The sequence below is a fragment of the Xenorhabdus doucetiae genome (assembly GCF_000968195.1).
GTDB lineage: Bacteria > Pseudomonadota > Gammaproteobacteria > Enterobacterales > Enterobacteriaceae > Xenorhabdus > Xenorhabdus doucetiae.
This window is the reverse complement of record NZ_FO704550.1, coordinates 3,044,190-3,070,903: the sequence shown is the minus strand read 5'-3', so window position 1 is coordinate 3,070,903 and position 26,714 is coordinate 3,044,190. Positions and strand designations below refer to the sequence as shown.

General features: G+C 49.3%; 33 protein-coding genes and 1 pseudogene. 28 read left to right on the top strand and 6 right to left on the bottom strand.

The genetic code is table 11. The annotated features are described in order from the left end of the window. The first annotated feature begins 21 nt into the window (after window positions 1-21). Entirely contained in the window at window positions 22-678 is a 657-nt protein-coding gene (locus XDD1_RS19465; RefSeq protein ID WP_156979657.1) for a phage tail fiber protein, read from the top strand. Then, on the top strand, window positions 626-1,663 hold the full coding sequence (locus tag XDD1_RS13290) for an IS630 family transposase (RefSeq protein WP_045973602.1): 1,038 nt from the start codon (window positions 626-628) through the stop codon (window positions 1,661-1,663). Before XDD1_RS19465 ends, XDD1_RS13290 begins: the two co-directional genes overlap by 53 nt. Before the next feature lie 270 nt (window positions 1,664-1,933). Here the strand turns inward: XDD1_RS13290 and XDD1_RS13285 are convergent, their stop codons facing one another. The 3 genes from XDD1_RS13285 to XDD1_RS13275 form a co-directional block, all read right to left on the bottom strand. Next, window positions 1,934-2,545 carry a hypothetical protein gene (locus tag XDD1_RS13285; RefSeq protein ID WP_045971875.1) on the bottom strand — a complete coding sequence of 204 codons (612 nt, stop codon included), beginning with the start codon at window positions 2,543-2,545 and terminating at the stop codon, window positions 1,934-1,936. Between the two features lie 1,001 nt (window positions 2,546-3,546). Continuing rightward, window positions 3,547-4,572: a site-specific integrase gene (locus XDD1_RS13280; protein ID WP_045971874.1), complete on the bottom strand. Its 1,026-nt coding sequence runs from the start codon at window positions 4,570-4,572 to the stop codon at window positions 3,547-3,549. Between the two features lie 2 nt (window positions 4,573-4,574). Then, complete coding sequence (locus XDD1_RS13275; protein ID WP_045971872.1) at window positions 4,575-5,207, bottom strand: phage repressor protein CI; 633 nt, start codon at window positions 5,205-5,207, stop codon at window positions 4,575-4,577. A gap of 130 nt (window positions 5,208-5,337) precedes the next feature. Between XDD1_RS13275 and XDD1_RS13270 the strand changes: the two genes are divergently transcribed. The 7 genes from XDD1_RS13270 to XDD1_RS19460 all read left to right on the top strand — a co-directional run bounded on the left by XDD1_RS13270 (window position 5,338) and on the right by XDD1_RS19460 (window position 9,752). Further along, window positions 5,338-5,577 (top strand): hypothetical protein, encoded by a 240-nt coding sequence (locus XDD1_RS13270; protein ID WP_045971870.1) that lies wholly within the window; start codon window positions 5,338-5,340, stop codon window positions 5,575-5,577. Between the two features lie 231 nt (window positions 5,578-5,808). Further along, window positions 5,809-6,165: a DUF5347 domain-containing protein gene (locus XDD1_RS13260; RefSeq protein ID WP_045971866.1), complete on the top strand. Its 357-nt coding sequence runs from the start codon at window positions 5,809-5,811 to the stop codon at window positions 6,163-6,165. 79 nt (window positions 6,166-6,244) lie between these two features. Continuing rightward, the gene (locus XDD1_RS13255; RefSeq protein ID WP_045971864.1) at window positions 6,245-6,448 is read left to right on the top strand and encodes a DUF2732 family protein; all 204 of its coding nucleotides are present in this window, start codon (window positions 6,245-6,247) and stop codon (window positions 6,446-6,448) included. Continuing rightward, window positions 6,441-6,662: a TraR/DksA family transcriptional regulator gene (locus XDD1_RS13250; RefSeq protein WP_045971862.1), complete on the top strand. Its 222-nt coding sequence runs from the start codon at window positions 6,441-6,443 to the stop codon at window positions 6,660-6,662. Before XDD1_RS13255 ends, XDD1_RS13250 begins: the two co-directional genes overlap by 8 nt. A gap of 1 nt (window position 6,663) precedes the next feature. Further along, window positions 6,664-7,131 (top strand): hypothetical protein, encoded by a 468-nt coding sequence (locus tag XDD1_RS13245; protein ID WP_045971860.1) that lies wholly within the window; start codon window positions 6,664-6,666, stop codon window positions 7,129-7,131. Window positions 7,132-7,199: 68 nt separating this feature from the next. Beyond that, window positions 7,200-9,440, top strand: a complete 2,241-nt coding sequence (locus XDD1_RS13240; protein WP_084721140.1) for a replication endonuclease — start codon at window positions 7,200-7,202, stop codon at window positions 9,438-9,440. A gap of 90 nt (window positions 9,441-9,530) precedes the next feature. Next, window positions 9,531-9,752, top strand: a complete 222-nt coding sequence (locus XDD1_RS19460; protein ID WP_071827276.1) for a hypothetical protein — start codon at window positions 9,531-9,533, stop codon at window positions 9,750-9,752. Here the strand turns inward: XDD1_RS19460 and XDD1_RS13235 are convergent. From XDD1_RS13235 to XDD1_RS13225, 3 genes are read right to left on the bottom strand one after another with little or no spacing between them, the layout of a single operon-like run. Then, the gene (locus XDD1_RS13235) at window positions 9,723-10,043 is read right to left on the bottom strand and encodes an ogr/Delta-like zinc finger family protein (RefSeq protein WP_045971858.1); all 321 of its coding nucleotides are present in this window, start codon (window positions 10,041-10,043) and stop codon (window positions 9,723-9,725) included. The two genes, XDD1_RS19460 and XDD1_RS13235, sit on opposite strands and share 30 nt — an antisense overlap. Continuing rightward, the gene (locus tag XDD1_RS13230; RefSeq protein ID WP_045971857.1) at window positions 10,040-11,071 is read right to left on the bottom strand and encodes a phage portal protein; all 1,032 of its coding nucleotides are present in this window, start codon (window positions 11,069-11,071) and stop codon (window positions 10,040-10,042) included. The genes XDD1_RS13235 and XDD1_RS13230 overlap by 4 nt, the downstream gene beginning before the upstream one ends. Then, a complete protein-coding gene (locus tag XDD1_RS13225) occupies window positions 11,071-12,849 on the bottom strand; it encodes a terminase large subunit domain-containing protein (protein ID WP_045971855.1) in 1,779 nt (592 codons plus the stop codon). The genes XDD1_RS13230 and XDD1_RS13225 overlap by 1 nt, the downstream gene beginning before the upstream one ends. A 178-nt stretch (window positions 12,850-13,027) precedes the next feature. On the opposite strand from XDD1_RS13225, the pseudogene XDD1_RS13220 reads away from it, so the two are divergent. The 19 genes and pseudogenes from XDD1_RS13220 (at window position 13,028) to XDD1_RS20020 (ending at window position 26,714) form a co-directional block, all read left to right on the top strand. Next, a pseudogene (locus XDD1_RS13220) lies at window positions 13,028-13,859 on the top strand (GPO family capsid scaffolding protein). A 31-nt stretch (window positions 13,860-13,890) separates the two neighbouring features. Next, window positions 13,891-14,922 (top strand): phage major capsid protein, P2 family, encoded by a 1,032-nt coding sequence (locus XDD1_RS13215; protein ID WP_045971853.1) that lies wholly within the window; start codon window positions 13,891-13,893, stop codon window positions 14,920-14,922. Continuing rightward, window positions 14,922-15,626, top strand: a complete 705-nt coding sequence (gene gpM / locus XDD1_RS13210) for a phage terminase small subunit (RefSeq protein ID WP_045971851.1) — start codon at window positions 14,922-14,924, stop codon at window positions 15,624-15,626. Before XDD1_RS13215 ends, gpM begins: the two co-directional genes overlap by 1 nt. Before the next feature lie 104 nt (window positions 15,627-15,730). After that, window positions 15,731-16,183, top strand: a complete 453-nt coding sequence (locus tag XDD1_RS13205; protein WP_084721037.1) for a head completion/stabilization protein — start codon at window positions 15,731-15,733, stop codon at window positions 16,181-16,183. Further along, window positions 16,180-16,677, top strand: coding sequence for a phage tail protein (locus XDD1_RS13200; RefSeq protein ID WP_045971849.1), 498 nt, complete (start codon window positions 16,180-16,182; stop codon window positions 16,675-16,677). Before XDD1_RS13205 ends, XDD1_RS13200 begins: the two co-directional genes overlap by 4 nt. Then, the gene (locus XDD1_RS13195; RefSeq protein ID WP_045971846.1) at window positions 16,674-17,345 is read left to right on the top strand and encodes a phage virion morphogenesis protein; all 672 of its coding nucleotides are present in this window, start codon (window positions 16,674-16,676) and stop codon (window positions 17,343-17,345) included. The genes XDD1_RS13200 and XDD1_RS13195 overlap by 4 nt, the downstream gene beginning before the upstream one ends. 18 nt (window positions 17,346-17,363) lie before the next feature. Further along, complete coding sequence (locus XDD1_RS13190) at window positions 17,364-18,488, top strand: DUF2586 domain-containing protein (protein WP_197541034.1); 1,125 nt, start codon at window positions 17,364-17,366, stop codon at window positions 18,486-18,488. Then, window positions 18,485-18,940 carry a DUF2597 family protein gene (locus XDD1_RS13185; protein ID WP_045971842.1) on the top strand — a complete coding sequence of 152 codons (456 nt, stop codon included), beginning with the start codon at window positions 18,485-18,487 and terminating at the stop codon, window positions 18,938-18,940. The genes XDD1_RS13190 and XDD1_RS13185 overlap by 4 nt, the downstream gene beginning before the upstream one ends. Before the next feature lie 11 nt (window positions 18,941-18,951). Further along, complete coding sequence (locus tag XDD1_RS13180; protein WP_038268946.1) at window positions 18,952-19,245, top strand: phage holin family protein; 294 nt, start codon at window positions 18,952-18,954, stop codon at window positions 19,243-19,245. Beyond that, the gene (locus XDD1_RS13175) at window positions 19,242-19,580 is read left to right on the top strand and encodes a M15 family metallopeptidase (RefSeq protein ID WP_045971839.1); all 339 of its coding nucleotides are present in this window, start codon (window positions 19,242-19,244) and stop codon (window positions 19,578-19,580) included. The genes XDD1_RS13180 and XDD1_RS13175 overlap by 4 nt, the downstream gene beginning before the upstream one ends. After that, window positions 19,580-19,969, top strand: a complete 390-nt coding sequence (locus XDD1_RS13170; protein WP_045971837.1) for a hypothetical protein — start codon at window positions 19,580-19,582, stop codon at window positions 19,967-19,969. The genes XDD1_RS13175 and XDD1_RS13170 overlap by 1 nt, the downstream gene beginning before the upstream one ends. Before the next feature lie 102 nt (window positions 19,970-20,071). Then, window positions 20,072-20,338 carry a putative phage tail assembly chaperone gene (locus XDD1_RS13160; RefSeq protein ID WP_045971834.1) on the top strand — a complete coding sequence of 89 codons (267 nt, stop codon included), beginning with the start codon at window positions 20,072-20,074 and terminating at the stop codon, window positions 20,336-20,338. Beyond that, window positions 20,314-20,529, top strand: coding sequence for a DUF6890 family protein (locus tag XDD1_RS20410; protein ID WP_408068295.1), 216 nt, complete (start codon window positions 20,314-20,316; stop codon window positions 20,527-20,529). The genes XDD1_RS13160 and XDD1_RS20410 overlap by 25 nt, the downstream gene beginning before the upstream one ends. Then, window positions 20,526-22,757 carry a phage tail tape measure protein gene (locus XDD1_RS13155; protein WP_045971833.1) on the top strand — a complete coding sequence of 744 codons (2,232 nt, stop codon included), beginning with the start codon at window positions 20,526-20,528 and terminating at the stop codon, window positions 22,755-22,757. The genes XDD1_RS20410 and XDD1_RS13155 overlap by 4 nt, the downstream gene beginning before the upstream one ends. Beyond that, window positions 22,750-23,085 carry a DUF2590 family protein gene (locus XDD1_RS13150; RefSeq protein WP_045971832.1) on the top strand — a complete coding sequence of 112 codons (336 nt, stop codon included), beginning with the start codon at window positions 22,750-22,752 and terminating at the stop codon, window positions 23,083-23,085. The genes XDD1_RS13155 and XDD1_RS13150 overlap by 8 nt, the downstream gene beginning before the upstream one ends. Beyond that, window positions 23,075-24,259, top strand: a complete 1,185-nt coding sequence (locus tag XDD1_RS13145; RefSeq protein ID WP_045971831.1) for a baseplate J/gp47 family protein — start codon at window positions 23,075-23,077, stop codon at window positions 24,257-24,259. Before XDD1_RS13150 ends, XDD1_RS13145 begins: the two co-directional genes overlap by 11 nt. Next, entirely contained in the window at window positions 24,252-24,908 is a 657-nt protein-coding gene (locus tag XDD1_RS13140; RefSeq protein WP_045971830.1) for a phage tail protein, read from the top strand. Before XDD1_RS13145 ends, XDD1_RS13140 begins: the two co-directional genes overlap by 8 nt. A gap of 11 nt (window positions 24,909-24,919) precedes the next feature. Continuing rightward, the gene (locus tag XDD1_RS20240) at window positions 24,920-25,123 is read left to right on the top strand and encodes a phage tail-collar fiber domain-containing protein (RefSeq protein WP_052705710.1); all 204 of its coding nucleotides are present in this window, start codon (window positions 24,920-24,922) and stop codon (window positions 25,121-25,123) included. A gap of 7 nt (window positions 25,124-25,130) precedes the next feature. Further along, on the top strand, window positions 25,131-26,714 hold the full coding sequence (locus XDD1_RS20020) for a gp53-like domain-containing protein (protein ID WP_052705709.1): 1,584 nt from the start codon (window positions 25,131-25,133) through the stop codon (window positions 26,712-26,714).

Here is a 26,714-nt window from a genome sequence, read left to right as displayed (position 1 = left end):
TCTCCGGGGACATCTCCCGCGATGGATGCAAATGCGCTATCAGCATCAGGTTGGTATTCTGGACATGGTGCCCAAGCTATAAATTTCTACAATAAATATGCGCCTATTATGGTGATGACGCGTACTGGTGGTGATGGAACAGGGATGATTGCCCAGATTCAGGTGGATGATTTAGGAATAGCGAGCCGCTATCGACAAAATAATCGGTGGAGCAAATGGAGCGAGGTGTGGAGCACCGGAAACACCACCAAAGACGGAAACGGTTTTCTCAGGGCATCCTCCCCCATTATCCAAATTCACCCCGATGGCACCTTTACTACTAACGATGAATCCGAAGGTGCAACCGTTGCTAAACTCGGCACTGGTCACTATCAAGTCTCCGGCGTCCTCGGCTATAACGCAGACGGAGCGTGGGGTGTACATGGCGGTATACCTCACCGAAGAACAACAACGGCCTTGAACTCATCTACATTGATGATAAGGTGCACAAGGATGGCAGCATCACGATTGAGACATTTCACCGTCAACACGCGCACTTGCCTGAGCGGTTCCATCAAATTCATTATATACCAATCGCCATTGAAGATGCTTGATTTCTTATCCAAACCCGATCATGCTTGCAATCATGAAAATTCATCTGACACCAGAACAAAAACGTGCCCTCGAATTGATGCATGATACCACTCGTGATAGTCGAGTCTGTGATCGCATCAAGGCCGTGCTTTTGGCGTCAGAGGGCTGGACAGCTCAGATGATTGCTCAGGCCTTACGTATTCATGAAACTACGGTAAGCCGTCACCTAAAAGATTTCATCGCGCACGAAAAACTCACCCCCGAAAATGGCGGTTCTGAAAGCCATCTCTCTGCCAAACAAACCGCCGATCTGGTTGATTATTTGACGGCAAATTTGCTGCATACGACCGCTCAAATTGTGGATTATGTACGAGCTCGTTGGCAGGTGTCTTTCAGCGTGGGAGGCATGACGAAATGGCTTCACCGACAAGGTTTCAGCTACAAAAAGCCAAAGGGCGTTCCTCATAAATTCGATGCGGATAAGCAGCAACAATTTATTGATGACTACCAGTCTCTGAAAGACCGGGCAGGTCAGAATGAACCTATCCTATTTATTGATGCGGTGCATCCTTCGCAGTCCACAAAGCTCAGCTATGGTTGGATGAAAGCGGGGAAAAATCAGGTAAAAGTGGTCGAAACCACCGGCAGTCGTACCCGTCTCAATCTTCTGGGCGCCCTCAATTTACAACGAATTGAAGACACCGTGATCCGTGAATACCCGAGTATCAATGCCGAAAATATCGCGTATTTTTTCGGCGCTATTAGAGAAACTTACCCACTTTCGCAAAAAATTCATATTATTCTGGATGGGGCGGGTTACCACCGGGCAGAATTGGTGAAAGAGGTGGCATATGTCCTTAATATTGAACTGCATTACCTACCGCCTTACAGCCCAAACCTCAATCCAATAGAGCGATTGTGGAAGTATATGAATGAGCAAGTACGTAACAATGTTTATTTTCCGGATGCGAAGACATTCCGTGAAACCCTTCGTCACTTTTTTCATGTCACTTTGCCAGAAAAAGCGAAAGAACTCACGACTAGACTGACTGACAACTTTCAGATTTTAAAACCTGCATCTTCAAGTTAGATTGGTATAGACGGTGAGAAGGTCTACTATGCTGATGGCGAACTGTGTGACATCTCGGAAGGTTGTCGCTTAGACGTCCGTGTTCAAATGCCGGCTGATTCAGTGTGGAACCAGGAACAAGCATCATCCGGGGAGGAATAGGGGCGCGCAGCCCTTACAACAGAATCGTAAACAGGGTCAATAACTCATAGCAACCCGCACTTTATGCGGGTTGCTATGAGTTATCAGGGCCATCAATCTTTCTGAGAGGTAACAAAAAGTCAATGTTAGCTAATGTCCAGCAAATAATGTGCGACTAAATTTTTCATCAGGCAGTAATATGCGCCTAATATAAGGTCCCAATAAGTATCTTTGCTCCGCTGGAGGGCGGTAATGTCCGCTGGCATTTGTCCAACAAGTCAATTCACCCTGACTAAACAGTAAAGTTCCTGCAAAAATTACCGAGGCTCTATGGCTTATTGAAGTGTGCCCTTCAACTACGTCATTTCCATGATAATTGGGATCTCTAGCACTTCTAGCGCAGCGTACATTACAGGGATCCCATTGAGTAACAACAAAGATACATTGGCCATCAGCTATTTGGGGAGCCTTAGTCTCATGGGATAAAATGTATTTACCATCTAATTTTTTCAAAATATAAAATAATTCCTCTCCAGCAGGGGCTTGTAATGCTTTATTTTTCTGTACTGGAAGTGGATTTTTTATCATGTTAAATCTACTTGATAGAAGAATTTCAAGTTTTTCATTAGGATCATCCTCTTCATCGCTTTCTTTATATTTTTTTAGCCTGTCAGCTACCCACTGATCACCATATAGCTTCCCTTTGCTCTCCTTCTCTTTATTCCGCCTCTGCATTTTTTCTAACCATTCATCAAACTTCATAATACGTTACCTCTTGTAGTTAGACTTTTAGTTGCTTCACATTAATAACAGATGGGAAAATAACATTGGTAAAATTATCATTTCGTGATTAAGTTCAATTAACAGTAATCTCAATGCGATGGAAATGCTTTAAAGGAAATTAATCATAAAAATAAAATAGATAGAATGGGTTTTGTTATAAGCTATTGATTCCATTCATCTCTGGCACAGTGACAGAATTTCGCAAAATCAACGACTTACCCAAGGACGAGATTTTTCGTCTTTTAACTCACTGCCTCCGTTTCAAACGGAGCGATTAAACACTGAGCAATTTGGAGAGGTCAATTTGAGGGGGGCAGCTATAGATACGGGAAAATCCCGTATGTAAAAGGGCAGGTTTCTGCCTTATAGTGATTACCATCCTTCCTTGGAACTGATCTCAATTTCTTTAGCAAAATCACACCTGATTGCCAAATACCATCAAAAAATTTGAATACTTAAAGCCACTGTTTATATGCACAGAAATGGAATGTTTCGGAGATGAATTTCGGCCGTGGATTTTTCAGGCTTTATTATGATGCCCGTTCTTCAATATCGGTTTTAGGGGAGGTGATCGGAAGGGTAAACAAGACCCAGAACGGGTAAAAATGGTACGTATTCTTGTTACACTTTGTTACAAATAGAAACATATTCGTTATAAATAAAAACACCTCAGAGGGGGAAATCTGAGGTGTCTGGAAGAAAGAGCCGCGTATCTTTTGCGTATCTTTTTAAGTCCATTTACTGTCATGACAGTGACCACTCAACTTTGCTAACTTACTGTTTTTCAAGTTGTTGTCCTGACACTGTCCTACCAAATTTGGTGGAGCTGGCGGGAGTTGAACCCGCGTCCGAAATTCCTACATACTATTTTAATAATATTAAAAACAATAGTTTATTTTATTTTTCATGTGGTTAGTTTTATCTGGTTTTATCTAGTTTTATGCGCTTTTATCTCTTTGTCGCCAAAGTGCCGCCATAAATTAGCGGTTCCAATTGAGATTGTGAAGTGGGTTTTTTGTCACTGCATCTTCCAAGTGATCGGGCGCAAAGTGAGCGTAAATCATGGTCATTTTAATGTCTGCGTGACCTAAAATATCCCTCAATACCAATATGTTTCCGCCGTTCATCATAAAGTGGCTGGCGAAAGTATGGCGCAGAACATGAGTGCATTGCCCTTCCGGTAGGTCAATCCCGGCTCGTTTAACTGCACGTTCAAAGGCTTTTCTGCAAGGGGTGAAGAGTTTTCCCCTGTTTTTGGGGAGTTCCTCGTACATGTCCTGAGATATCGGAACGGTTCTGTTTTTCTTGCCTTTAGTTTTTGTGTAGGTAATTCGGTACTTTGATATTTGATGACCCTGTAGGTTTTCGGCTTCGCTCCAGCGCGCCCCGGTAGCTAAGCAAACTTTTGCAATCATTAACAGGCTAGAGCTTTGGGAATCAGCGCAGGCATCCAGCAGGCGTTTAATTTCTTCCGGCGCTAAGAACGCAAGTTCACCCTCTGCGATTTTAAATGTTGGCAGACCAGCAAGGGGATTGGGTGCCGACCAGTGGCCTAACTTTTTCAGAGTACCAAAAACAGAGGATAGATTACGTTGTTCAAGGTTCACTGTCCGGGGCTTAACTGGCGACATCAGCGTACCTTCTTCATTTTTGACCTCTCCTTTTAACCGGGCTTCACGGTATTTGGTGAAATCGCCAGCCGTTAGCTCTGAGGCAACGGGATCACCCAGCCCGTTACAGATAATGTTTAGTTTCGCCATTAGCCGCTTGGGGTCAGCCAGCGTCTGTCCGTAGAGTGAATGCCATTGCTCAATCACTTCTGACAAATGCCGCCTATCTTCCTTTTCACCCAGCCATGGTTTTTTATTTACCTCTTCCATGGTGAAGTTTTCGAAAGCAGTGGCCTCGCCTTTTGTCGCAAACTGCTTACGCACACGCTTTCCATCCCGTCCGTTCGGATAGCATTCACATAACCACTTTCCATTCGGCTGCTTTCTAATAGTCATGATCAGATACTCTTTATGGCTTTTACAGCGCGTCCAATGATATCAATATCATCAATGGAGCATTCGAAGGACGATTCGCCTTGGTGAACGACCATCCTATTACCGGGGATTCGCACAATTTTGACTATGTTTTTTATGCCATCAAGATCAACTAACCACACGCCATTTACTGGGAGTGTTTGGCTTCGGTCAATCACGTAAGAGTCGCCTGTGGTATTAACAAGTAGAAGATTGCTTACATCTGAGGAGAGTAGGCTACTATCCAAAAATGCTTTACCTGTATCAATTAGTGAACCATTGGAGAGGGTCGCTTTATCAATTTCGGGAGATACAAGGTCAGAAAGGTGTTTTATTTTGTTCTGGTTCGAAAGATTAATACCATTATCTGAACCAATATTGGAACTTAGTTCCCCTTGCCCGGTGGTTAACCATAACAAAGATACTCCAGTTTCCAGAGTGCACTGAATTACCCATTCAGCAGGAAAGCTATCATTTGAGTATCTGTGTGCCATGGTACTTTTGGCTATGCCAAGGTGATTACATAGCTGTTGCCTAGATTTAAAACCGTAGGCGGTTATTAGTCTGTGGATGGCCTCTTTCCCACCAGTATTCTCACCTGATTTCACTTGTATCATTTTTTTGCCTGTTGACTGTTCTGTTTATTGTAACTAACATGTCTTTTAGTTCGGTTTGTTAGAACTCATAAAGTAAGATAAAACGACATAAAACGACATAAAACGAGCTTAAACCTAGAGATGATGAACTATGAGCATAGATATTTCAATTCGTGTACCAAAAGAGATTGCAACACCTGCCGAGTTTGCAGAATGGGAAGGTATTACTATCGGTTCTGTTTATCAAAAAATTCATTATGGAAAACTTGCTAAGTATATGTTTAAAAAGGAAAGAAATAGGGATCGTGTAAGCCTGCGCTATTTAATGTATAAAACTGATCAGATTCGTGAAGCCCTTGGTCATTCCAATTTTCGTATCATCGTTGGTTAGTAAGACCAACTATAGAACTTTTGGAGGGTTAGAATGATTGATTGCCGAGTATCCCAAAAATCTTACTTTGATAATGCGTACTGTGCGTTTTTCAATACCCATAATGGAAGTTTAGTACAAGATTTGGAACTCGTCGGGTTAATTCCGCAAATACTGCGAAATAAATTTAACCCTGAGCAGCATTACATGCTGGTTGCTTATTTTATTTTGTTTCTTATTCGTGGGGTTTAAATGAACACCGAATACCATTTTGAATCAACAGAACAACGTGCTGTCGAGATGCCCTTTGAAATGCGCGTTAATGGTTTAAATTCAGTCGCTAAACTCAAAGCGGAAGTCTTTAAGTCGTCTGATAATAAAGAGTTGACGCTCTTTGTTGATGAAATGCGCAATAAACGCAATGCGCACTACGCGGATAATAAGCGTTTTTTAGCGGCTATTTTCTATCTTGCCTACATTCCCACAGAACGGCATGAGTTGGAATTAAATCAATTCACCCGTGAAGAAATGTGTAGCCTGATACGGGCAATAAACTTAATTAGGGCAGCAAGTCCATTATTGCCAAGTAAGTTATCGTTGCCCAATTAAATAACAATAATGACCGATTTAATTTTAATGGCGTCAACACGTCAGGGATTCTTTTTATCTAAAAACAGGAAATGAATAAATGGAAAATATAAATATTGAACAGTTAATAAAACAAGTCCGGGAGGATGAACGCAAGCATTATGCCGATTGGTATTCATCCCGTTTAGACAAATTGTCAACGTATGTTTTGAAAAACAAAATGGAATATTCCGCCAGTGCCGAACTTCTGCAAAGTGAATCCGAAAGCATCAACCGTCAAGCACAGGAGTGGAGTTATGTTTGATGTGATTGATCGTGCTTGCCAGCACGCAGAAAAAGTACTGGAACGCAGGATCGCAGAGCATGTAAACCGTCCTGTCAGTAGTTCAGCGTTTGAATGTGAAGATTGCGGCGAAGCAATTCCGGAAATACGCCGTACTGAAGTTATTGGTTGTTCTCGCTGTGTTGATTGCCAGAATGATTTTGAGTTAATTAATAAACATTATCGGAGTATATAAGATGGCTAATCTTCACTTTGTTAACCTTGATGAAAAATCCTTCTCTATCATCATAAATAATCAATACGATTGTATTGGCGTTATAAATGGCAATGGTAACGATTTTAATTTAGAAGCGTTAGAAAAATTCAGAAACTCTTTTGTTAGTGAAAGTCTATGTGTTGAAAGCTTTTTTGGTATTGAAAGCTTTTTTGATAATCAGCATTTTCCTACCCGCTTTAAAAAAGGGGATTATGTCGTACTTTCTCGGGAAGATGGATGGGATTGGCTTGATGATATTGGATGCCGAATCACTGTGCTAATTGATGACGTTCATCATTTTCATAGCAGAATCAACACGAGCGATGAAATCAATGTGTTAGTTTATGCATATTCATTATTAACACCTGAGCATTTTTTTGATTCTGCTGATCACGTGATTGCCGCATATGATGCACGTCGCTCAGTGTCTGCCGGGGTTTGTGAGTGAACCCCGTACCAGAAAACAGCGGCGCACAACCCCAACCTCGCCGCCAATACAGCAAATTCCAGCCAGAGATGCCACACAGCGCAGCTCTGGCTGCGTGCGTTTCTACACCGTGGGATAAAACCATCCAGCCGATAACAAGGCCGTTCCCGACTTATGCCGAGCAATACCAGAAGGAAGAAGAGCACCGCGTGCTTGCAAAGGAGCACAAAGCGCGTGCCCATATTCAGGACTTATTGCGCGAGCTTAAAAATCAGCCCAGAGTTGTCCGCCTTGATGTCCATTACAAAGCGAGTGTTTTAGAAAAGGAGCAAGGGCTTTACCGTGCCGAGGCTTTTTTATCTAAAACAGTCGTCGAGCGCATCTTACCCCGCGTCAATTTGGTGACCGAGCGTTATCAGATCCAAGAAGTAGAGGCGGATAACGCGTTTTATCGGGATCGGTTTAACCGCATTCCGGATATGAAAAGGGAAGATATCGAGTTACTGTCGAGTGATATTGCTCAATTTGTCCTTCAGAAGTTGGAGGCCGTCGCGAGTGAAAGGCCAGAAGAAAGCGATCTGAAAAGGGCGCATGTTTTATATCTGCGCGCGGCAGCGATTACTAAAGCCTATCGTCAGCCTGCCCCTCACTGGGATAAGCTGACAGGCCGCTTTTTTGCTGAAACCGAGGCTATCGCGGCCATTTCTCGCATGACTTCGGATAAATGGTGGTTAGGCCGCTTGCGTCGTCTGGCGGCCGAGTGGCGCGAGCACTTGCAGATATCCATTAATCGCGTCAGCAAGCAAGCCAGTATCTACGCCAGCAAAATGACCATTGCCGAATGGAAAGAGCAAAAGCACCGTACCAAAGAATTTATCAAATCCATGGAGCTGGAAGATGAAGAGGGCAACCGCATCAGCCTGATTGATAAATATTATGGCAGTGTGGCTAACCCGGCGATCCGCCGTACTGAAATGATGGTACGCATTCGCGGCTTTGAAAATATCTGTAACGAACTGGGCTACGTTGCTGAATTCTACACGTTAACCGCGCCCTCTAAATATCACGCCACAACCCGCCACGGACACCGCAACCGCAAGTGGAACGGCAGCAGCCCGGCAGACACCCAGAAGTATTTAAGCGGTGTCTGGGCAAAGGTCAGGGCTAAATTACACCGTGATAATTTGCGTATCTTTGGCATCCGCGTGGCTGAACCTCATCATGATGGCACGCCGCACTGGCATATGCTGTTTTTTATGCGCCCCGAACAAGCTGAGCAGATACGTGAAATTTTGCGCCATTATGCCTTTCAAGAAGACGGTGCCGAATTACGCACTGAAAAAGCCATGAAAGCCCGCTTCCATGCTGAGGTGATTGATCCGCAAAAGGGGTCTGCGACCGGGTATGTAGCTAAATACATTTCTAAGAATATTGATGGCTACGCGATGGACGACGAGCTGGATGATGAAAGCAACCGCCCCATTAAAGACGCCGCTATAGCAGCCAGTGCCTGGGCGGCGCGTTGGCGCATTCGCCAGTTTCAATTTGTCGGTGGTGCACCTGTGACAGTTTACCGTGAGTTACGCCGGATGGCCGATCATGAGACAGCCATGGGTTTAAGTGTGGAGTTCGCCGCCGTGCATGATGCTGCGGATAACGGGGACTGGGCAAATTATATCAATGCACAGGGTGGGCCTTTTGTTCGCCGGGAAGATTTGGTTGCCCGCCTGTGGTATGAAACTGAGCAGGAAACCAACGCCCACGGGGAAGATGTGATCCGGATTAAGGGGGTTTTCTCGCCTTTTGTCGGGATGGATACGCCGATATTAACCCGGTTGAAGAGCTGGAAGATTGTGCCGAAGTTGGCCGAAGCGACAGCGGAGGCGGGTTTTAGCGGTGCGTCCGCACCGCCTAGGAGTTCTGTCAATAACTGTACGGTGGCACACTGTACAATTGATAAGGCCATACAAGAAAGTGACCTGTGTCTGGATGAGTTTTACCACGGTTGGCTCCAGCTCAGTCAGCCAGAACAGGTAAAACGGGTGCAGGAATCGGCTAATTTACAGGACTTAGAGGTTAGTGAGGGTTTAGCACAGGCATTAATCAGGGGGAGCAGTACGACTGTAGAAGGTCAGCGCTATCGTTTATCGATGTTTGGCCAAATCGTCAAAGCCAAGCCGCCGTATACAGAAAGAACAAAATCACTGCTGGACAGGGTAAGTAAAATTTCCCGTATCAGTATGAATAATAAAGAAAATAAGGGTGAACTTAAAGGCCGTCCGCCGGGTATTTTGCAGGAAATATCTGAAAATACTACATTAATCACATAACTTACTATTTCTTAATGAAATTAATTCGGTTGTTAATTATATTTATATGTATTGTATAAAAACACAGCAGTATAGATTTAAGAGGATGATATGGTAGATTTTTTTTCTGAGTCAATTTCACTGGAAAGAATTGATTTGTTATTGCGCTTGGCTACTAAAGAAGGATGTAGCCATGAGGAGTGCCATCAGGCTCTTATTTGGTGTTCAGAATTGACTGCTCAATTAATTAAACAGTTTGATGAAAATGAAAAAAAGCCACTCAATAGTGGCTCACGGTTAACATTAAGCGGCACAGGTCTGCAACAAATCTAAGGCCATCTGGCGCTGTTGCGGATTGAGGTTATTGATCACAGTCTGCAACAGGATATCACCTGTTTTTGCGCTGGGGCTGATAGTGTGTGAAAAGGTTAAATTCATCACAAACGTATGGCCGCACTCTACATCCGCACAGGCACAATAAATATCTGCAATTTCGTGGTGCATCCGGTTGGTTTTGCGAATGACAGCCTTAGCGCCGCACTCCGGGCAGGTTATTTTTAATACGCGCATGTTCCTCATTCCAAAAGTATCGAATTTCTTCGATTTTACCATTTTCTTGCTCATTCTGCACCCGAACTTGCGTTATCTTGTTTGAAATGAAGGTGTAATATTTCTGGCACATCGCGGCGGTTTATCGCATTCATGAACATATTTTGCACGGGAATGACTTCATCCTTGCGATAGGCATCACGGGCTTTTTCCGGGTCACCCAACCCGCCGACATTGGTCGGGATAATGCCCGCCAGTCCGGCCGGGAATCGGTGGGCGGTCAGCACATCCTGTGAACTGATGCTTTTCACATTGGCAAACTCATCATTGGCGGAAATATCCCCGACCGGAATAAACTTGATGCCGTCCGGGTCGCCATTGGGAATATTCACAAACAGGGTGTCAAAATTGCCGATCCCCTTGCTTTGTTGCAGTTTCCAGATAATTTCTTCCTCGGTTTCATCGGAGATATTCGGGTCGTTGGTGTAGATGATACCGCCCGTGTGGGCACCATTGTGGTAATAGCGGCGGCGGAATATGGTGGCTTCCGAGTTCAGCAAGGCAGCATGGATACCGCCGATATAATCCGGCAGGCCGTAAACCTGTTGCTGGGGATCATATTGCTTGATAAAAATAACCTCGTCCGGGGTGTAAACCAACGGTTCACCCTCCTGCAAGACCACAAAATCCCCGTCCTTACGGCGCCGCAGGTAGAGCGAGGGCAACACGTCCAGTCTCGCCACATCGCCCCAGAAGTTGCACACTTTCAGGATGGCCACATCGCCGAAAATCAGGAAGTTCATCATGGCCGCCTTGAATTGTTCATGGCTCAGGCCGCCGCCGAGGTAATCGGAGGCAATCATATTGTGGCGGGCATAGAGCACGCCGCCATGCTGCCCGTTCATATTGGTCAGTTGCGCCAGTGCCAAACGGTCAATCGGCAGCGTGTAATGGTCATAATCATTGTCATACCAGATTTTCTGGTAATCGGTCTGGGTCGTCAGTATCGGCTCCGGCTTGCCCAGCGTGATCAGGCTCATTTTCCGTTGCTGTGGTTGGGGCTGTTTTGCCTTGGCGGTCTTCCTTAACGTCTTCTTGCTCATTATGCGGCCTTTTGGAATTGATATTTAGACTTGCGTTTCTTCTCGTAATTTAACGGTTCGTTCATCAGGGCGTGGGCGATAGCCCAGAACACGTCAGCGTGCCCGGTTTCCTGTGAACGGTCGGCCACAAAGGTCATGGCACCGCCTTTGCCCGTGGTGGTGTGCCGGATAGCCAGAAATGAGGCCAGGATTTCTTTTTGTTCCTGATCCCATTCCAGGCGTTCTTCACTGACCACATCGATCATCTTCATTACCAGTTGATTTTTGCTCTGCTGGCTGTAGTGGATAGCCTGCGTCTGGCGTGGGGCGAAGTCCTGTACCATCTCATAGACCCCGTGCCCAATCCCCGTGGTATCAATGCCGATATGGGTAAAGCGATAACGCTTGAACAACTCTTCAATCAGCTTCGCCTGATGCTTCCAGTTCATGCCTTGCCAGTAGAACGTGGCGAGCACCCGAAAGGCTTCGCCTGCCATCAGCGGCGGGGCGACAATCACAAAGGTGGAGGTATCACCGGAGCGTGCCGGGTCGAAGCCGCCCCAGACTTCACGCTCACCAAAGGGGCGCGGGGCGTTGGGGGCGTGGTCTTCCCACAGCCTGACTTCAACCCCGCATTTTTCCAGTTGGTGATATTTAAAGACCGATGCGCCGCTATCAACAAATACGCACATATAGAGCATGTTAAAGGTGTCAGCATTATACTTGTTGCGTAGACGGTCGATATTGGCAAGGTTATACCCACCTTTGATAGCATCGGCCATGGTGATGACATAACGCCACTGGCTATCAGGGCAATCGCGTCCGCCATCGCGGTATTCATCAAAAGCAGGAAAGGCCACATTCTTACGTTTGGCATCGTTGCCGCGCCATGTATCACCTGTCCAGAACGGGTAGGCGGAATGCGTTTTAGCACTGGGGGTTGAAAAATAAGTGGTACGCCATTGCTCAATAGTCGCCATTGCGGAAGCCACTTCATTCAGGTGCTTAAAATCAGGTATCCAAAAGTATTCATCACAATATAAATGACCGTTGTAAGATTGCGCGGTGTTCTTATTGGTGGATAAGAAACGCAGTTCAGCCCCATTGCTTAAGCGTATTGGGTTACCCGTCAGTGTTACACCAAAGAATTGCTCGGCAAAATTGACAATATAGGAGCGGAAGACTTCTGCCTGCGGTTTGGAGGCGGACATAAATATTTGCGGATTACCCGTTAGTACCGCATCTTCCAAAGCTTCAAACGCAAAATACCAGGTTGCCCCAATTTGGCGCGATTTTAAAATATTGCGTATTTGCTTATGCTTGTTGTTGCGCAGGTGTTTCTGATAGCCAAACAGATTGCCATCAACAAAGGTCTGGAAGTCTTCTTCCGTCAGCGCTGAAATATCATTTTTACGCTGGCGTTTCTTTTTCTTCGGCTCACCGTCACCGGATGGCACATCGTCACCGCCCGATTGTGACTGAACCTTAATTTCAGCCAGCTTTTCTTGGTGCTTATTCTCCTGTGCCATCAATTTCACATGATGGGCAATCAGGCGGTCGAGTTCGTCCAGCTCCAGCGCATTTTTATTATTACGTTCACTGAGCAGGGCAATACGGCGGTTGACTGCCTCAATCACACTTTCATGGCTGAGCATATCCGCCCAGCACCCTTTTTCCGCCCAGTAGTAAATGATCCGCCGATTGGGCAGGTTGAGTTCTTCGGCAATCTCTGCCGGGGTATAGCGGCGCAGGTAGAGCGACTTTGCCACTTTGATTAATTCATCCGAATATTTAGCCATGCCTTAAGCATCCTTGTCTTGAGTCACTTTATTATGCAGGGCGAATACCTTGCTTTCGTCCGGCCAAATTCGGTTTGATTCGGTTATGCGGGATATCCGAATTCATCCGAATTGCGCCCCTCGCGGCCGCCGATGGAATTCGCAATACTGTGTGGGAAGCAAACGAAAAGGATGCGATATGTCTCAGTTAATGACTAACTGGATATGTATTGCCATGGAGGGCGACACGGTTGATGGCCGGGATATGGAACCACAATGGATTCTGGATGCGGCCGAGCTTTATGACCCTCAACTGTATACCGCCCTGATTTGGCCGGAACATGAACGCTGGATGGGGCCAATGGGTGAAGTGCTCGCGGTCAAGGCCGAACGCGGTGAGGACGGGGCTTTGCGTCTTTATGCGCAATTGCGACCCAATCACCGTTTGTTGGACGCCAACCGGGACGGGCAACTGCTGTTTACCTCCGTGGAGTTTACGCCCGATGGTAACTGGGCGCGGCACAGGCAAAACCTATCTGCAAGGGCTGGCAGTGACAAGTTCGCCAGCGAGTGTAGGCACAACCCGCCTACAGTTTAGTAAAAAGAAAAAATCTCATCGGTCAGGCACCTATAAGCCGCTGGTGATTGACGAAGTTAAACAGATTAAGGAAAGCAAGATGGCAAAGGCCAAAAAAGGATGGAGAAGTTTTTTTAACGTTGAAGAACCGGAAGAAACCCCGGCCGAAACCACGGGTGATGATGCGTTGCAGGCCATCGCTGAGGCACTGGCCGAGATGGATAAGCGCATGACCGCCGTTGAAAGCCAACTGGCATCCACTGAACAGGTCGTGGAAGAAGTACAGGAAGATGTCGAAACCGTTAAAGAAGTGGTTGATACCGAAGATTTTGCACTCCTGCGCGATAACCTGTCAAAGATTGTGAAAAACTTCAACAAGCTGGACACGCTGGCAACCCGTGTGCCGTCTAAAAACCCGAAAGGCAACAAAAACAAGCAGTTTAAATTTCTGTGATCCCTGACGGGAAAAAGCAAAGGGAAGAGCGATGCAATTAAATAAACGGGCACGAGCCTTTTTACAGCAATATTCAGCGGGCTTGGCCGAATCCTATGGCGTTGAGGACACAGCGCGTTACTTTGCGCTGAGCGACCCTAAAGAAACCGCCCTGCGCAGTGCGCTGCTGGAGTCGGTCGAGTTCCTCAGCATGATCACCTGTGCGGATGTGGATCACCTGTCCGGCCAAGTGGTGTCGGTGGGCAACCCCGGCCTCTTTACGGGGCGCAAGAAAGATGGCCGCTTTATCCGTGCAACGGGTGTTGACGGCAATGAATATAAGTTGCAGGAAACCGATTCCGGTGCCGCGCTGAAATGGGACTTGTTGTCCATCTGGGCGAATTCCGGCAGTGAAGAAGAGTTTTTCCAGCGTATGCAGGCGTTTACCAATGAATCTTTTGCGCTCGATATGCTTCGCGTCGGCTTTAACGGCCAGCGTGTGGCGGAGACAACCAACCCCGACGAGAACCCGAACGGGGAAGATGTCAATAAAGGCTGGCACCAAATTGCCAAGGACTGGAACGGCGGCAAGCAGGTGATCACTACGTCAGTGAAACTGGATGAACACGGCGATTTTAACTCGCTGGATGCGATGGCGTCCGACCTGGTTAATACCTGTATTCCGCAACAGTTCCGCCATGACCCGCGTTTGGTGGTACTGGTCGGCGCGGATTTAGTGGCAGCGGAGCAGTACCGGCTTTATCAGGCTGCGGATAAACCGACAGAAAAAATTGCCGCGCAGATGCTGGGCAGCTCGATTGCTGGCCGTCCGGCGATGGTGCCGCCGTTTATGCCGGGCAAGCGCATGGTGGTCACCATGTTGCCAAACCTGCAAATTCTGACCCAGCGCAATACCCGTCAGCGCAAGGCGGAATTTGTGGACGACCGCAAACAGTTCGAAAACAAGTACCTGCGTAATGAGGGCTACGCGATTGAAACGCCGGAATTGTACGCGGCCTATGATGAGAACGCCGTCACGATTGGCAAAGTGGCCGAACCGGCTGAAAAAACGGGTACAGACTAATGCTGTCACCTGCCCAACGACACCGGGCAGCGGTTGAACTGCGCCAGAAACTGGCACGGCAACAAGCGGTTGCCATTGCGGACGGTGCCAGCCAGCACCTGCAAGCCCGTGCCATTGAGCAGGATGTCAAGCGGTTGCGCCAGTTAACGACAACGGCGGAACGGGTGGAGATGAAACGGCGGGAACTGCTGCCCAATTATCTCCCCACGGCACAACGCTATCTGGATGAAGGCGAGGTGTACTGCAACCCGATTTTTGTTTACTGCGTGATTTGGTTGTTTGATATCGGGGAGTTTGCCCACGGATTGGATTGGGCAGATATGGCCATTGAGCAAGGACAGCTCACCCCCGACCATTTTCGCAGTGGCTTTCCGGCGTTTGTGGCCGACACCGTTTTACTCTGGTCACAGGCGGAAGCCGAAGCGGGTAACCCGGTGGAACCCTATTTTTCAAGGACATTTCAGAATGTCACTGAAAAATGGCAAGTTCACGAGAAAATCAAGGCCAAATACTACAAATTTGCTGCCTTAAACCTGCTGAAAGGGGATAACGCCGAAATTAAGGCAAGTTCGGTGGAGAAACTGGATGTGCTGGAGCAGGCCGATAACTGGCTGACCAAAGCCCATCAGTGTAATCCCAAATCCGGGGTTAAAACCTATCGGCAACGGATTGCCGCCCGTATACGGGCATTATCCATGGAATAACAACGACTACCGCAAGCCGGAGCGGGCGCGGTGGAGGCATCGCAACGTGGTTGCAGATGGCCGTGGAAACCGGACAGCCCGCTTTTTTTCTCAGGAGAGGCACGATGTTTAATGGCAATACCGTGGATTACCGGGACGCCCCGCTGACCAATGACGGCTTTTGGCCGGATTTGAATTTGCGGGAATTTCAGGTTAACCGCAAGCTGCCTGCTGATCTGGATAATGACATGCTGGCCAATGCGCTGCTGGCAACGGTGGCCGAAATCAACCTTGACCTGCAACGCCTGAAATCGCGCTTGCAGGCCAAGGGCTACCGGACAGCGGCCAACGTGCCGGGCATTACCATTAATGGCAGCACCGCGTTGGTCAGCCAGTATAAAAAAGCGGTTTATGCGCGGGCAAAGGCCGATTTACTGGGGGAATATACGTCACTGGTCAGCCGTGCCCCCAATCCGGGACAGGAAAGCCCGGAAGTGCGCAATCGGCTGCTGGCCGAAGCCTCAATGGTGCTGCGCAATATGAAAGGACATGGACGTGTCACGGTGTGTTCAATATGAGCCAATTACAGCAATTAACGACCTTTTTGCGGGAAAACCTGCCGGAAAGGATTTGTGAGACGGAATTTACCAGCGAAATGGATGAAATCCGCTTTATTCCGGCGCAACGGGATCTCGGGCTGGGGCAATACCAGATGTTTGTCCAGCAATATGAAGCGGTGATTGCGTGGGGGCGTTTCCCCTATCGGGAGTGTGATCCGCGCAATATTCCGCTGTTGATTGATATCTGGCTGACTGAGCAGGGGGATAGCCTCAGTAATGCCAATGTTGAGCAGGAACGGCCGACCTTAACGGTGGAAGTGGATGGCGAGACGGCGGTTGTCGTGGTGTCGCTGTCATTGGCGGAACCTGTGGTGATACGGGAAGACCCCAAGGGCATGATCCCGTTTGACGGCAAGCGCTGGTCACTGGCTGAGGCTGAGGTGTGGTTTGCGGAACAAGGCGCGGTGCACAGTGTGGACGAAACCGGGGCAGCAATTGGGAACAGGGCATGATCCACGGCCAGTTAAACCGCAACCAGCTTAAGGAAATGCAGGACGCCTTAAGCCGTTTTGACCTGCCGCCGCAAAAACGGCAACGCTTGTTATGGCGCATGGCGAAATATGGACTGATTGATTCTGCGAAACGTCATATACGCAATCAACAATCACCGGACGGCGAAAGCTGGCCTGCCAGAAAAAGCCCGCGCCGCCAGAAGATGCTCAGGAATATGCCGAAACTTTTGCATATTCGGGAAATGCCGGAAATTGACGCTGTGCGCATTTATCTGCAAGGCGGGCATTACCGGAACGGCAAGCAGCCAGTGCCAGCGGGGGTTGTAGGCTATGCCCAGCAAAATGGGATGCGTTTTCAAATTACCCGGCAACAGGTGAAAAAAAACGTTGACCGTGAGCGGATGGCGACGATCAAGCAGGCAAAGAAACTGCGCACCGTAGGTTATAAAGTTAAAAAAGGTAAACGTTGGCGCAAACCTGCGATCAAGGAAATTACCGCCAATATGAAATTCATTCAGGCCGGAACCCTGATCCGCGTATTGGGCGGTGAAGAAACTAAAAGCAAATGGGAAATTACCATTCCTTCCCGTGCGTTCTTAGGCATGAACGAAGAAGAATTCAGCAAAGCGCTGGCGCGCCAGTTGCAAGGCATTGGATACGGCGCTTAGCGCCTGATAAGGGATTAGATTATGTGGCCACATGTTCAGGTTAACCAGGTTAACCAACTGCAAGGCGAAACCAAGGAAATAGAACGGGTCTTGCTGTTCTTAGGGGCAGGCAAGACCAACGTGGGCAAGACCATTGCCGTCAATACCCAGACCGACTTTGACGCCGTGCTGGGCACGGCACAAACCGCGCTGAAACGTCATGTACTGGCGGCAATGGCCAACGCCGGGCAAAACTGGTCGGGTTATGTGCATATCCTGCCCGAAGCGGCGGACGGGCTGGCTTTTGTCGAGGCGGTGACGGCGGCGCAACCCGTCGCCAGTGTTGAGGGCTATGTGCTGACCCTCGGTGCCAGTAAAGACATTATCAAGGCTGCCCAGACCCTGCGCGCCAATACGATTGCTAAATTTGGCCGTTGGCAGTGGGCAATTCTGGCCGTGGATGCGCCGCAGTCCAAGGAGGCGTGGGCGGATTACGTCACCCGCTTGGCCGAACTGCAAAAGGGCGAGGCCGTGGCATCAGTGCAACTGGTGCCGTGTCTGTGGGGCAATGAGGCGGGCGTACTGGCCGGGCGGTTGTGTAATCGTGCCGTCACCGTGGCCGACAGCCCGGCGCGGGTGCAGACAGGTGCCCTGATGGATTTGGGCAGGGCTGATTTTCCGCTGGATGGCACAGGCAAAACCATTGATTTAGCGACCCTGCAAGCACTGGAAAAACTGCGTTTCAGTGTACCGATGTGGTACCCCGATTATGACGGCATGTACTGGTCGGATGGCCGCACGCTGGATGTGGAAGGGGGCGACTACCAGAGCATCGAAAATTTGCGCATTGTCGATAAGGTCGCGCGGCGTGTGCGTTTGCAGGCGATTGCCAAAATTGCCGATCGCAGCCTGAACAGCACACCGGGCAGCATCGCCACGCATCAGGCTTACTTTGCCCGTACCTTGCGTGAGATGTCGCGCAGTAGCGAGATTAACGGCGTGACCTTTCCGGGCGAAGTGAAATCGCCGAAAGACGGCGACGTCGTGATCACATGGCGCAATAAAAACACGGTGGAAATTTATATCACGATCCGCACTTACGAATGCCCGAAAGGCATATCAGTCAGTCTGTTGCTGGACAGCCAACTGGAGAAAACCGCATGAGCCAGCGTATTTCAGGGCAGTCGATTGATTTTAATATGGACGGGGATCTGGTTCATGCCGAAAAGGTCAACCTGTCCATTACCGACAACACCGCCGCCGCGCAAACGCAGGGCGTGCCGGATGGTTATATCGCCGGGGATGTGGCCGCTGAGGGGGAAATTGAACTCAGTACCAAATACTTGGAGATTGTGACCGCCAAGGCGCGGGCGGCGGGATCATGGCGGGGCATTCAGCCCGTCGATTTGATGTGGTACGCCAAGGCAGGCAAGGAAGAGATCAAAGTGGAAGCCTACGGCTGCAAGCTGATCCTCAGTGACATTCTGGACGTTGACCCGAAAGGCGGCAGTGTCATGACCCATAAAGTCAAGTTTGTCGTCACATCACCCGACTTTGTGCGCATTAATGGCATCCCTTATCTGGAAGCGGAACTGACGCAAAGCCTGATAGGGTAAGGATGGGGTTCATGGAAGAACATGAAAAAACGTTTGTTACGCTGGTGCTATTGGGGGCACTGATTGCGTTGGGCAAAATGCTGACCGGCAACGAGCCGATCACCTTACGGCTGTTTATCGGCCGCATTATCTTGGGGTCGGCGGTGTCGGTGATGGCCGGGGCGTTGCTGATTTGGTGGCCGGGCATTAGCCCGGTAGCCGTGACAGGCATAGGCAGCGCCTTGGGGATTGCCGGATACCAGTTAATTGAAGTGTGGTTACGCAAGCGCGGCAGCGCGTTGCTGACAGGGAAGTTAAAAAAATGACGTTAAGTGAAAAACAACAGTTATTTGCGGTACTGGTTGCCCAATTGATCGAATGGGCAGACGAACGCGGCTATCGGGTAACATTGGGTGAAGCCTACCGTACCCCGGAACAGGCGGCGCTGAATGCCAAGAAAGGCACGGGCATTGCCAACAGTTTGCATACCCAGCGCTTGGCGCTTGACCTGAATCTGTTTATCCAGGGCAAGTACCAGACCCACAGTGACGCTTACCTTCCCCTGGGCGAATATTGGGAATCCCTTGGCGGCACATGGGGCGGGCGTTTCTCACGTCCCGATGGCAATCATTTCTCGCTGGCACATAACGGGGTGAAATGATGTTCAAGGCACTGCCGCTCTCTTTTTTGGTTGTGGCGCTGGCGTTCGGGGCGGGCTGGCAGGTCAATGATTATTACCGTGACAGCATCGAACTGGAAATCACACGGGCAGCGGCGGAAACGGGCGAACAAATCCGCCACGCCTTGCAAGCGGTTTCCAGTGCGTCCGCCCGCCAACTGGAAGAAAAACTAGAGGGGATCACCCATGCCGCCCCGCGAGAAATTCGTACTGAAGTGGTTAAGCCTGTTTTTACTGCTGTGTGCGTTAGCCCTGAGTTTGTCCGGCTGTACAACCAAACCGCCGACCAGATTGAGCGCACCTTATCAGGAAAACCTGCTGACACGGTGTCCGGCCAAATTACCGAAACTGGCCGGAACAACCGGAAATAATTTGGTTTATATCATCATGGAGTATTCCACCTTATATGGAACGTGTGCCGCCCGGCATAATCAATTAGTGGATGAAATTAATAAAAGAAAGGAAATTACAAAATGAAAGAAAATAAAATCATTACCTTAATTATCGGCGAAAAAGAAATAAACTTTGAACCGAATATTATTGCCTATAACAGCATGATTAATGATATGACGATGGATAATAAGATTGTTCCCATTGTCGCTTATTTACGTCGCATTGTGCAGCCTGCCTCAAAAGCGGCGCTGGATGAACTCCTGCAAATCCCCGGCGCAGCCATGCAGATTGTCGAGCGCGTGAATTCGGAATATGCGCCTAAATTGGAAATCGAAATAAAAAACTAAATGCGCGGGTCAGGGCGATTGATAATAGCTTATTCGAACAGGCATTAATATTACGCCGCCACTATTTACCGAATGAGCCGGATAATACCGAAAGTTTAGCCCGTGCTATTTGGCTGGATAACCGTTATTGGGAATATACGCGCGTGTCAACCGCCAATGGCATTGCGCTGGCATTTAAGGGTGAAGCATGAGTAACGAATTAGATTTTACCTTAAGTCTGATTGATAAAATCACCAAACCCCTTGCCAGTGTCAAAGCGTCGGTCGCGGGGTTTGCCGAGGCCTCACAGGATGCTTTCGGCAAGCTGGCCATCGGCGGGGCGGGGTTGGCCGCTTCGTTCTGGTCAATCAAGGGCTTTCTTGATCCGGCCATTGAAATGGAAGAAGCACTGCAAACCGCCTCCTTGCAGGGAATTGACAGCAATGTAATGGATAAGGTGGCGAAAGATGCCATGACCTTTAGTTCCCGCTATGGCAAATCGTCGATAGAGTTTGTGCAATCGGCGTCAGCCATCAGCAAGGCCATTGGCAGCCTGTCACAAAATGACCTGCCGCAGATGACCCATATCGTGAACACCACGGCCGCCGCCCTGAAAAGCAGTGCCGAGGATGCCAGCACGTATATGGGGCAGATGTTTGCCCAGTTCTCCAGCCATGCAAAAGACGTCGGGCACCTGCAATTTGCCGAAGAGTTGGCAGGCAAGGCGGTGTTGATGTCGAAAACCTTCGGCACTTCCATGACCGATATTGCCGATTTGATGGAGGGTGCCCGCGCAGCCGGGACAAACTTTGGTATCGGTATTGATGAACAGTTGGCGGTCTTGGGGGAATTGCAACGCTCGCTGGGTTCAGAATCCAGCGGGGCGTATGAGTCCTTTATCACCACGGCGGAAGCTGGCGGGAAGAAACTGGGGTTAAGTTTCGTTAATGCGTCGGGCAAATTGCTGTCCATGCCGGAAATGCTGGAGAAGCTACAGGCCAAATACGGCAAGAGCATTGAAGGGAACCTGAAAGCACAGGCAGAGATTGATGAAGCCTTTGGGGATTCCGCCGTGGTCATTAAACAGCTTTACGGCAATGTTGATGTGCTGCGCAAAAACATGACGGCACTCGGTGCCAATGACGGCATGAAGCGCACCCGCGAGATGGCCGAACGGATGGCGAACCCGTGGGAACGGCTGGAAGCGATTTGGCAGAATATCCGCATTGCCATTGGTTCAACCCTGCTGCCGGTGATTAAGCCGTTGGTCAATCAGATGGCGGATGCCAGTCAGACACTGGTGCGCTGGCTAAAACTGTTTCCTAATATCGCGCGTTGGGTCGGTTATATCTCGCTCGGTATCCTGAGCTTTGCCGCCGCAGGGGCGCTAGCCAATATCGTCATGGGGGTGTCCCGCTTTATCTGGCTGGGTTTAATTCCCTTGTGGAACACGGGGGCGTTTATGTTTTCCCTGTTGACGGGAAAAATGAACGTCATGTCAACAACCAGTACAAAATTAGCCAGCCTGTTAACGCGCCTGCGCGCCAGTCTGGTTATGACCCAGATAGCCTCTTGGGCAACGGCGGCCGGGTTTACGGCCATGGCATGGCCTGTGTTGGCGATCATTGCGGTGATTGCGGCGTTGGTGATTGCGGTCATTAAATTCTGGCAACCGATTAAGGCCTTTATTAAAGGGTTTATGCAGGGGTTCAGCGAGGCGGGCAGTTCGCTTGCCCCGTTGTCACCGGCTTTTGATGCCATAGGCGCGGCCATGGGGTTTGTCTGGGAGGGGGTTAAAAGCCTGTTCGGCTGGTTCGCCAAGTTACTGTCGCCGATCCAATACACTGATGAAGAGTTACAGGGAGTGACTGAGGCGGGCAGTTCGTTTGGCCGCATTGTGGCGGGTGCCATTGGCCTGATGATGATGCCGTTTAATCTGGTGATTCAGGTGATTGGCACGCTGATACAGGCGTTTCAACGTGCCGGGCAGTTGATTAGGCAGGGCTGGGATGCGCTGTGGAACTGGGTTGGCAGCTTTTCACTGGTGGATACTTTGTCCGGCATGGCGGACAGTGTCGGTGATCTGTTCAGTGGCTTATGGGACAGCATTAAAGCCTCATTCGGGGAAGCCTATAACTGGATTATCGAGAAGTTAAATTATATTCCGGGCATCAACATTGAAACCAAGGCCATTGAGGGCGCAGTTTCAACCCCTAAATCGGTTGTCCAGCCCTCCGTGGATAATCAGCAGGTGGCGGCGTCCATCATTACAGGCGGGCAACTGAAAGGCATCAACAAGGGCGGGCTGAGTCAGAACCTGAACAGTCATAAACAGACGTCAATTGATAACAGCCGCCGGATTGAAAACGTGACCGTCAAGGTCAACGGCAGCATCACACCGGAACAATTAACGGAATGGGAGCAGGTGGCTTATGGATGAGCCGAAATACATTGATTTATTGATAACCAAGGGCAACTTTACCCTGAACTCCGGGAATGAGCCGCGTTTTTGCCACAATCGCTTTTCTGTCGGTCAGGATTGTGTGCACGCCATTATGGAAAGTGGCCTTGCAACCGAACTGGTCGCAGAGCGCAGCCCGACCCTGCGCGCGGATATTCGCACCCAGATAGAAATTTTGGTTGAAGATGACGAAAGGATTATTCCGGGCACGGTCATCATTAACGAAGAGACGCCAACCCAGTTATGGATCACGGCGGAAACTTATGATTTTGGCCGCCTGAATGTGAGTGTGGGGCATGGAAACTAAACCGTCGATTGATTACGAAAAGGTACTGCGTGACAGCGGGATGCCGACCACGGAAGCCGATATCAGCGCCGCCTTTACCAAGGTTGTGGATGACGCCGGGTTAGTCACCAATACCTCGCGCATGTCCCCGTTCTGGCGGCTGGTCAACACCCTCGTGACGCGCCCGGTGTTGTGGCTGAAAGAGGCGTTAATCAACGTCACCCTGAAAAATATGTATCTGGCGACGGCATCGGGATCATGGCTGGATATGTTTGCATGGGGCGTCAACCTGAAACGCAAGCAGGCAACCGCCGCGCAGGGGGTGATCCGTTTCTACAAGGCGGCGGGAGCCTCGGCGGTGATGGTGCCTGCCGGAACGGTTGTCCAGACTGAGCGCATTAATGGCGAAATCTACCGGGTCAGCACCACGGAAAGCGTGGTGATAGCCGAAGGTGTCACCAGTGCCTTGCTGCCTGTGGCCGCAGAATTGGCAGGCGGTGCCTTTAACTTGGCATCCGGCTATTTCCGGCTCCTGCCTGTGGCAGTGTCCGGCATTGAGCGGGTACAAAATGAAGAAGGCTGGCTGTTAACGCCCGGCGCGGATGCCGAGTCCGATGATGATTTGCGTGACCGTTGCCGCAACCAATATAACCTGGTGGGAAACTACCACACCGATGCCGTTTATCGAGGCATGATAGCCAGCCGCGTGGGCTTGAGTATTGACCGCATCTTCTTTTTGCATGATGCGCCCCGTGGGGCAGGCACGGCCAATGCTTACCTGTTGCTGGATTCGGGCGTCATTAGCCAGCCGTTTATCAATGCGGTGAATGATTACATCAGCAATCAGGGGCATCACGGGCACGGGGATGATATGCAGTGCCTGCCGATGCCGGAAACCCATCATGTACTGACAGTAACGCTGTTTGTAGTGAATCTGGCGAACTACAGTCAGGAACAGATAGACACATTAAAAACCGATGCCGGCAACCTGATCCGCTGCGCCTTTCGGGAAAATACCGACTATCCGGTGAAGAAAACGTGGCCGTACTCGCGTTTTTCCTTTTCCAACTTGGGACGGGAGATCCATCGCGAGTTCAGCGAGGTGGAATCACTGACCTTTTCATTGGGTGACATTCTCAGTGAACTGAGTGTGCCGCGCCTGCAATCGCTCACGGTGGAGGTGAAAAATGGCTGAGTTCCGGGAACGTCTCGCCCGGCTGGCGTTGCCCTCATGGATGAACAAGGGCGAACCCGCCAAGTTATTGCAGGCGGCGCGGGTATTCTGGTTGGGCGTGTATGACTGGTTAAAGTGGCCGTTAGCCCAACTGGACGCCGAAACCTGTTCAGAGGCGCTGTTGTCGGTGCTGGCGTACCAGCGGGATATCCAGCGCTTTAACGGTGAACCGCTGCCGTTGTTTCGCAAGCGGGTGAAATACGCCTTTATCAATGCCAAAGACGCGGGCAGCGTGGCAGGTTTCATTGCCATCTTTGATCGGCTGGGCGTGGGCTATGTCGAATTGCTGGAGCGCCAGCCGGGCATTGACTGGGATGTGATTATCCTGCGCCTCAGCGACGGCCAGATAGCCGCCAATCCCGATTTGCTGATGAATATCATCCGCCAGTATGGCCGCACCTGCCGCCGCTACCGTTTTGAGGTGATCGCCAAAAATCAATTGCTGATGCGGGCAGGCAGCGTGGGGGCAGACTATTGCTGTTATGCCGCTGCCATGCCGACCCAGCCGTTATTGTTAAGAGTCGGCCATATCGCGGGCGTTGCCGTCTGTGACCATGCCAGCCTCAAGGAAAATACCGCACCGAATGTCACTTACGGTGCTTCATTATAAGGAAATAGAACATGTCCTCAGTGATTACCTTGGACTTTGAAAAATGGAAAGCGCAACAAGTCGCTGCCGGAAACGCAGTAATACTGGACGAGTTTATTTTTGCTAATGTGCCGGGTTTAGATCCGTCTCAGGATATTAGCCGCAGTGAGCAACTGCCTGCCGCGCAATATATCGTACACCGTCAGGCGGTGAATAAAACCGGGGCTTGCCAGTGAGAACGCCGTGGCTTACAGCGTCACATTGGGCACCGAAGTGGGTAACTTTGATTTTAACTGGATTGGCTTGCTGAATAAGGCGTCGGGCGTGATTGGCATGATCACCCATGCGCCAGCCCAGAAGAAAATCAAGACCGCCAACGGCTTGCAGGGCAACGTCTTAACCCGTCCTTTCTTGCTGGGGTTTGACGGCGCGGCCAAAGAGACGGCCATCACCACGACAGCCGAAACATGGCAGATTGATTTTACCGCGCGTTTGTCCGGTATGGATGAAATGCAGCGCCTGATCAATACCGACAGCTACGGCGAGGCGGCTTTTTTCGGCGATGGCTTTGCGGTGATCCGCAACGGTGATCAGTACACGGTGAAAAAAGGGTTGGCCTATGTCGGCGGGCTGCGCGGGGTATTGGAACATGACCAAACGTTAAACACGGTGCGCAATACCCGTGTGTATGCCGATTTTAGCTATCAGGGCAATCTGGTGAGCCAGTGGAAGACGGTTGTTAAAATTACCGTTGCGAATGACCTGAAAAATTATGTGGATGCGGCGGGGTATCCGCATTATGTGTTTGCGATTGCGAGTATTGATGGTAACGGGAATGTGATTGATTTGCGTCCTAAAGGCGCATTGAGTGATCGTGCTATTGCAGACCTCAATACCCGAAAAATTAACGGAAAATCGCTATCATCTGACGTCAATTTGAATGCGAATGATATAAATGCTGTTTCTGTGTTCGGAGGGGTGATCATTTCAGATAACAAAATAATCGAATTGAGAAACGCGACGCCGAACGCTGCAAACTATATTTATGGAACTGACGCCCGCGGAAATGCACGCTATCTGCTAGGTTGTGGTTCAGGAAAAAACACTGTGTCGTTAACTAATAACCAGACGCAAACTGATCTGGAGATCGGTGATAAACGCGCGTTTATCGACGGCGAGGAAATTGCAACGGTAAAAATAGTTAACGACAACGCTAACGGGCGAGTGCCAGTTACTCGGAAAATAAACGGAAAATCAATGCGATATGATGTTTTTTTGAATGCTGGCGATGTGAATGCGGTATCTGCATTTGGGGGTACAATTATTTCAGACAATAAAGTTATTGAATTGAGAAATGCGACGCCCGGTGCTGCAAACTACATTTATGGAACTGATGCCAGCGGAGACGCTCGTTATCTGTTGGGCTGCGGTGCCGAATCCAATCATGTGTCATTAACTAATGTGAAAACGAGTACACATTTAGAAGTGGGAAACGGGTCAGTATCGTTAAATGGGAAATTATTGGCTACCGTTGAAACCATCCCAACAGATATATTGGTTAAATCAACTACTGGACACTGGAAAAACGTTGACACAGGTATGATCTTACAGTGGGGGACAATCAATATGACGTATCCGGGGACGTATCCGATACAGTTCCCCGCAATGTTTCCAACGGAATGTGTCAATGTGCAGATGACAATATCAGATTCTGCCAATAATCCCAGTATAAACAATGTGCAGGCACGCGACCGCACCACAACGGGGTTTACTGCCATTACGGCGGAAAATGGTATCCAATGCAACTGGTTCGCAGTGGGGTATTAA

Excerpts from the sequence above, each read along its gene's own strand:
- XDD1_RS19460 (WP_071827276.1), top strand. The coding sequence starts at position 9,531 with ATGGTAGATTTTTTTTCTGAGTCAATTTCACTGGAAAGAATTGATTTG.
- XDD1_RS13145 (WP_045971831.1), top strand. The coding sequence starts at position 23,075 with ATGGAAACTAAACCGTCGATTGATTACGAAAAGGTACTGCGTGACAGC.
- XDD1_RS13275 (WP_045971872.1), bottom strand. The coding sequence starts at position 5,207 with ATGATACAAGTGAAATCAGGTGAGAATACTGGTGGGAAAGAGGCCATC.
- XDD1_RS13235 (WP_045971858.1), bottom strand. The coding sequence starts at position 10,043 with ATGAGCAAGAAAATGGTAAAATCGAAGAAATTCGATACTTTTGGAATG.
- gpM (WP_045971851.1), top strand. The coding sequence starts at position 14,922 with ATGCTGTCACCTGCCCAACGACACCGGGCAGCGGTTGAACTGCGCCAG.
- XDD1_RS13160 (WP_045971834.1), top strand. The coding sequence starts at position 20,072 with ATGAAAGAAAATAAAATCATTACCTTAATTATCGGCGAAAAAGAAATA.
- XDD1_RS19465 (WP_156979657.1), top strand. The coding sequence starts at position 22 with ATGGATGCAAATGCGCTATCAGCATCAGGTTGGTATTCTGGACATGGT.
- XDD1_RS13260 (WP_045971866.1), top strand. The coding sequence starts at position 5,809 with ATGAACACCGAATACCATTTTGAATCAACAGAACAACGTGCTGTCGAG.
- XDD1_RS13205 (WP_084721037.1), top strand. The coding sequence starts at position 15,731 with ATGTTTAATGGCAATACCGTGGATTACCGGGACGCCCCGCTGACCAAT.
- XDD1_RS13170 (WP_045971837.1), top strand. The coding sequence starts at position 19,580 with ATGTTCAAGGCACTGCCGCTCTCTTTTTTGGTTGTGGCGCTGGCGTTC.
- XDD1_RS13290 (WP_045973602.1), top strand. The coding sequence starts at position 626 with ATGAAAATTCATCTGACACCAGAACAAAAACGTGCCCTCGAATTGATG.
- XDD1_RS13200 (WP_045971849.1), top strand. The coding sequence starts at position 16,180 with ATGAGCCAATTACAGCAATTAACGACCTTTTTGCGGGAAAACCTGCCG.
- XDD1_RS13280 (WP_045971874.1), bottom strand. The coding sequence starts at position 4,572 with ATGACTATTAGAAAGCAGCCGAATGGAAAGTGGTTATGTGAATGCTAT.
- XDD1_RS13245 (WP_045971860.1), top strand. The coding sequence starts at position 6,664 with ATGGCTAATCTTCACTTTGTTAACCTTGATGAAAAATCCTTCTCTATC.
- XDD1_RS13270 (WP_045971870.1), top strand. The coding sequence starts at position 5,338 with ATGAGCATAGATATTTCAATTCGTGTACCAAAAGAGATTGCAACACCT.
- XDD1_RS13180 (WP_038268946.1), top strand. The coding sequence starts at position 18,952 with ATGGAAGAACATGAAAAAACGTTTGTTACGCTGGTGCTATTGGGGGCA.
- XDD1_RS13285 (WP_045971875.1), bottom strand. The coding sequence starts at position 2,545 with ATGAAGTTTGATGAATGGTTAGAAAAAATGCAGAGGCGGAATAAAGAG.
- XDD1_RS13230 (WP_045971857.1), bottom strand. The coding sequence starts at position 11,071 with ATGAGCAAGAAGACGTTAAGGAAGACCGCCAAGGCAAAACAGCCCCAA.
- XDD1_RS13240 (WP_084721140.1), top strand. The coding sequence starts at position 7,200 with ATGCCACACAGCGCAGCTCTGGCTGCGTGCGTTTCTACACCGTGGGAT.
- XDD1_RS13255 (WP_045971864.1), top strand. The coding sequence starts at position 6,245 with ATGGAAAATATAAATATTGAACAGTTAATAAAACAAGTCCGGGAGGAT.
- XDD1_RS13140 (WP_045971830.1), top strand. The coding sequence starts at position 24,252 with ATGGCTGAGTTCCGGGAACGTCTCGCCCGGCTGGCGTTGCCCTCATGG.
- XDD1_RS13150 (WP_045971832.1), top strand. The coding sequence starts at position 22,750 with ATGGATGAGCCGAAATACATTGATTTATTGATAACCAAGGGCAACTTT.
- XDD1_RS20240 (WP_052705710.1), top strand. The coding sequence starts at position 24,920 with ATGTCCTCAGTGATTACCTTGGACTTTGAAAAATGGAAAGCGCAACAA.
- XDD1_RS13175 (WP_045971839.1), top strand. The coding sequence starts at position 19,242 with ATGACGTTAAGTGAAAAACAACAGTTATTTGCGGTACTGGTTGCCCAA.
- XDD1_RS13215 (WP_045971853.1), top strand. The coding sequence starts at position 13,891 with ATGCAATTAAATAAACGGGCACGAGCCTTTTTACAGCAATATTCAGCG.
- XDD1_RS13185 (WP_045971842.1), top strand. The coding sequence starts at position 18,485 with ATGAGCCAGCGTATTTCAGGGCAGTCGATTGATTTTAATATGGACGGG.
- XDD1_RS13250 (WP_045971862.1), top strand. The coding sequence starts at position 6,441 with ATGTTTGATGTGATTGATCGTGCTTGCCAGCACGCAGAAAAAGTACTG.
- XDD1_RS13195 (WP_045971846.1), top strand. The coding sequence starts at position 16,674 with ATGATCCACGGCCAGTTAAACCGCAACCAGCTTAAGGAAATGCAGGAC.
- XDD1_RS13225 (WP_045971855.1), bottom strand. The coding sequence starts at position 12,849 with ATGGCTAAATATTCGGATGAATTAATCAAAGTGGCAAAGTCGCTCTAC.
- XDD1_RS13155 (WP_045971833.1), top strand. The coding sequence starts at position 20,526 with ATGAGTAACGAATTAGATTTTACCTTAAGTCTGATTGATAAAATCACC.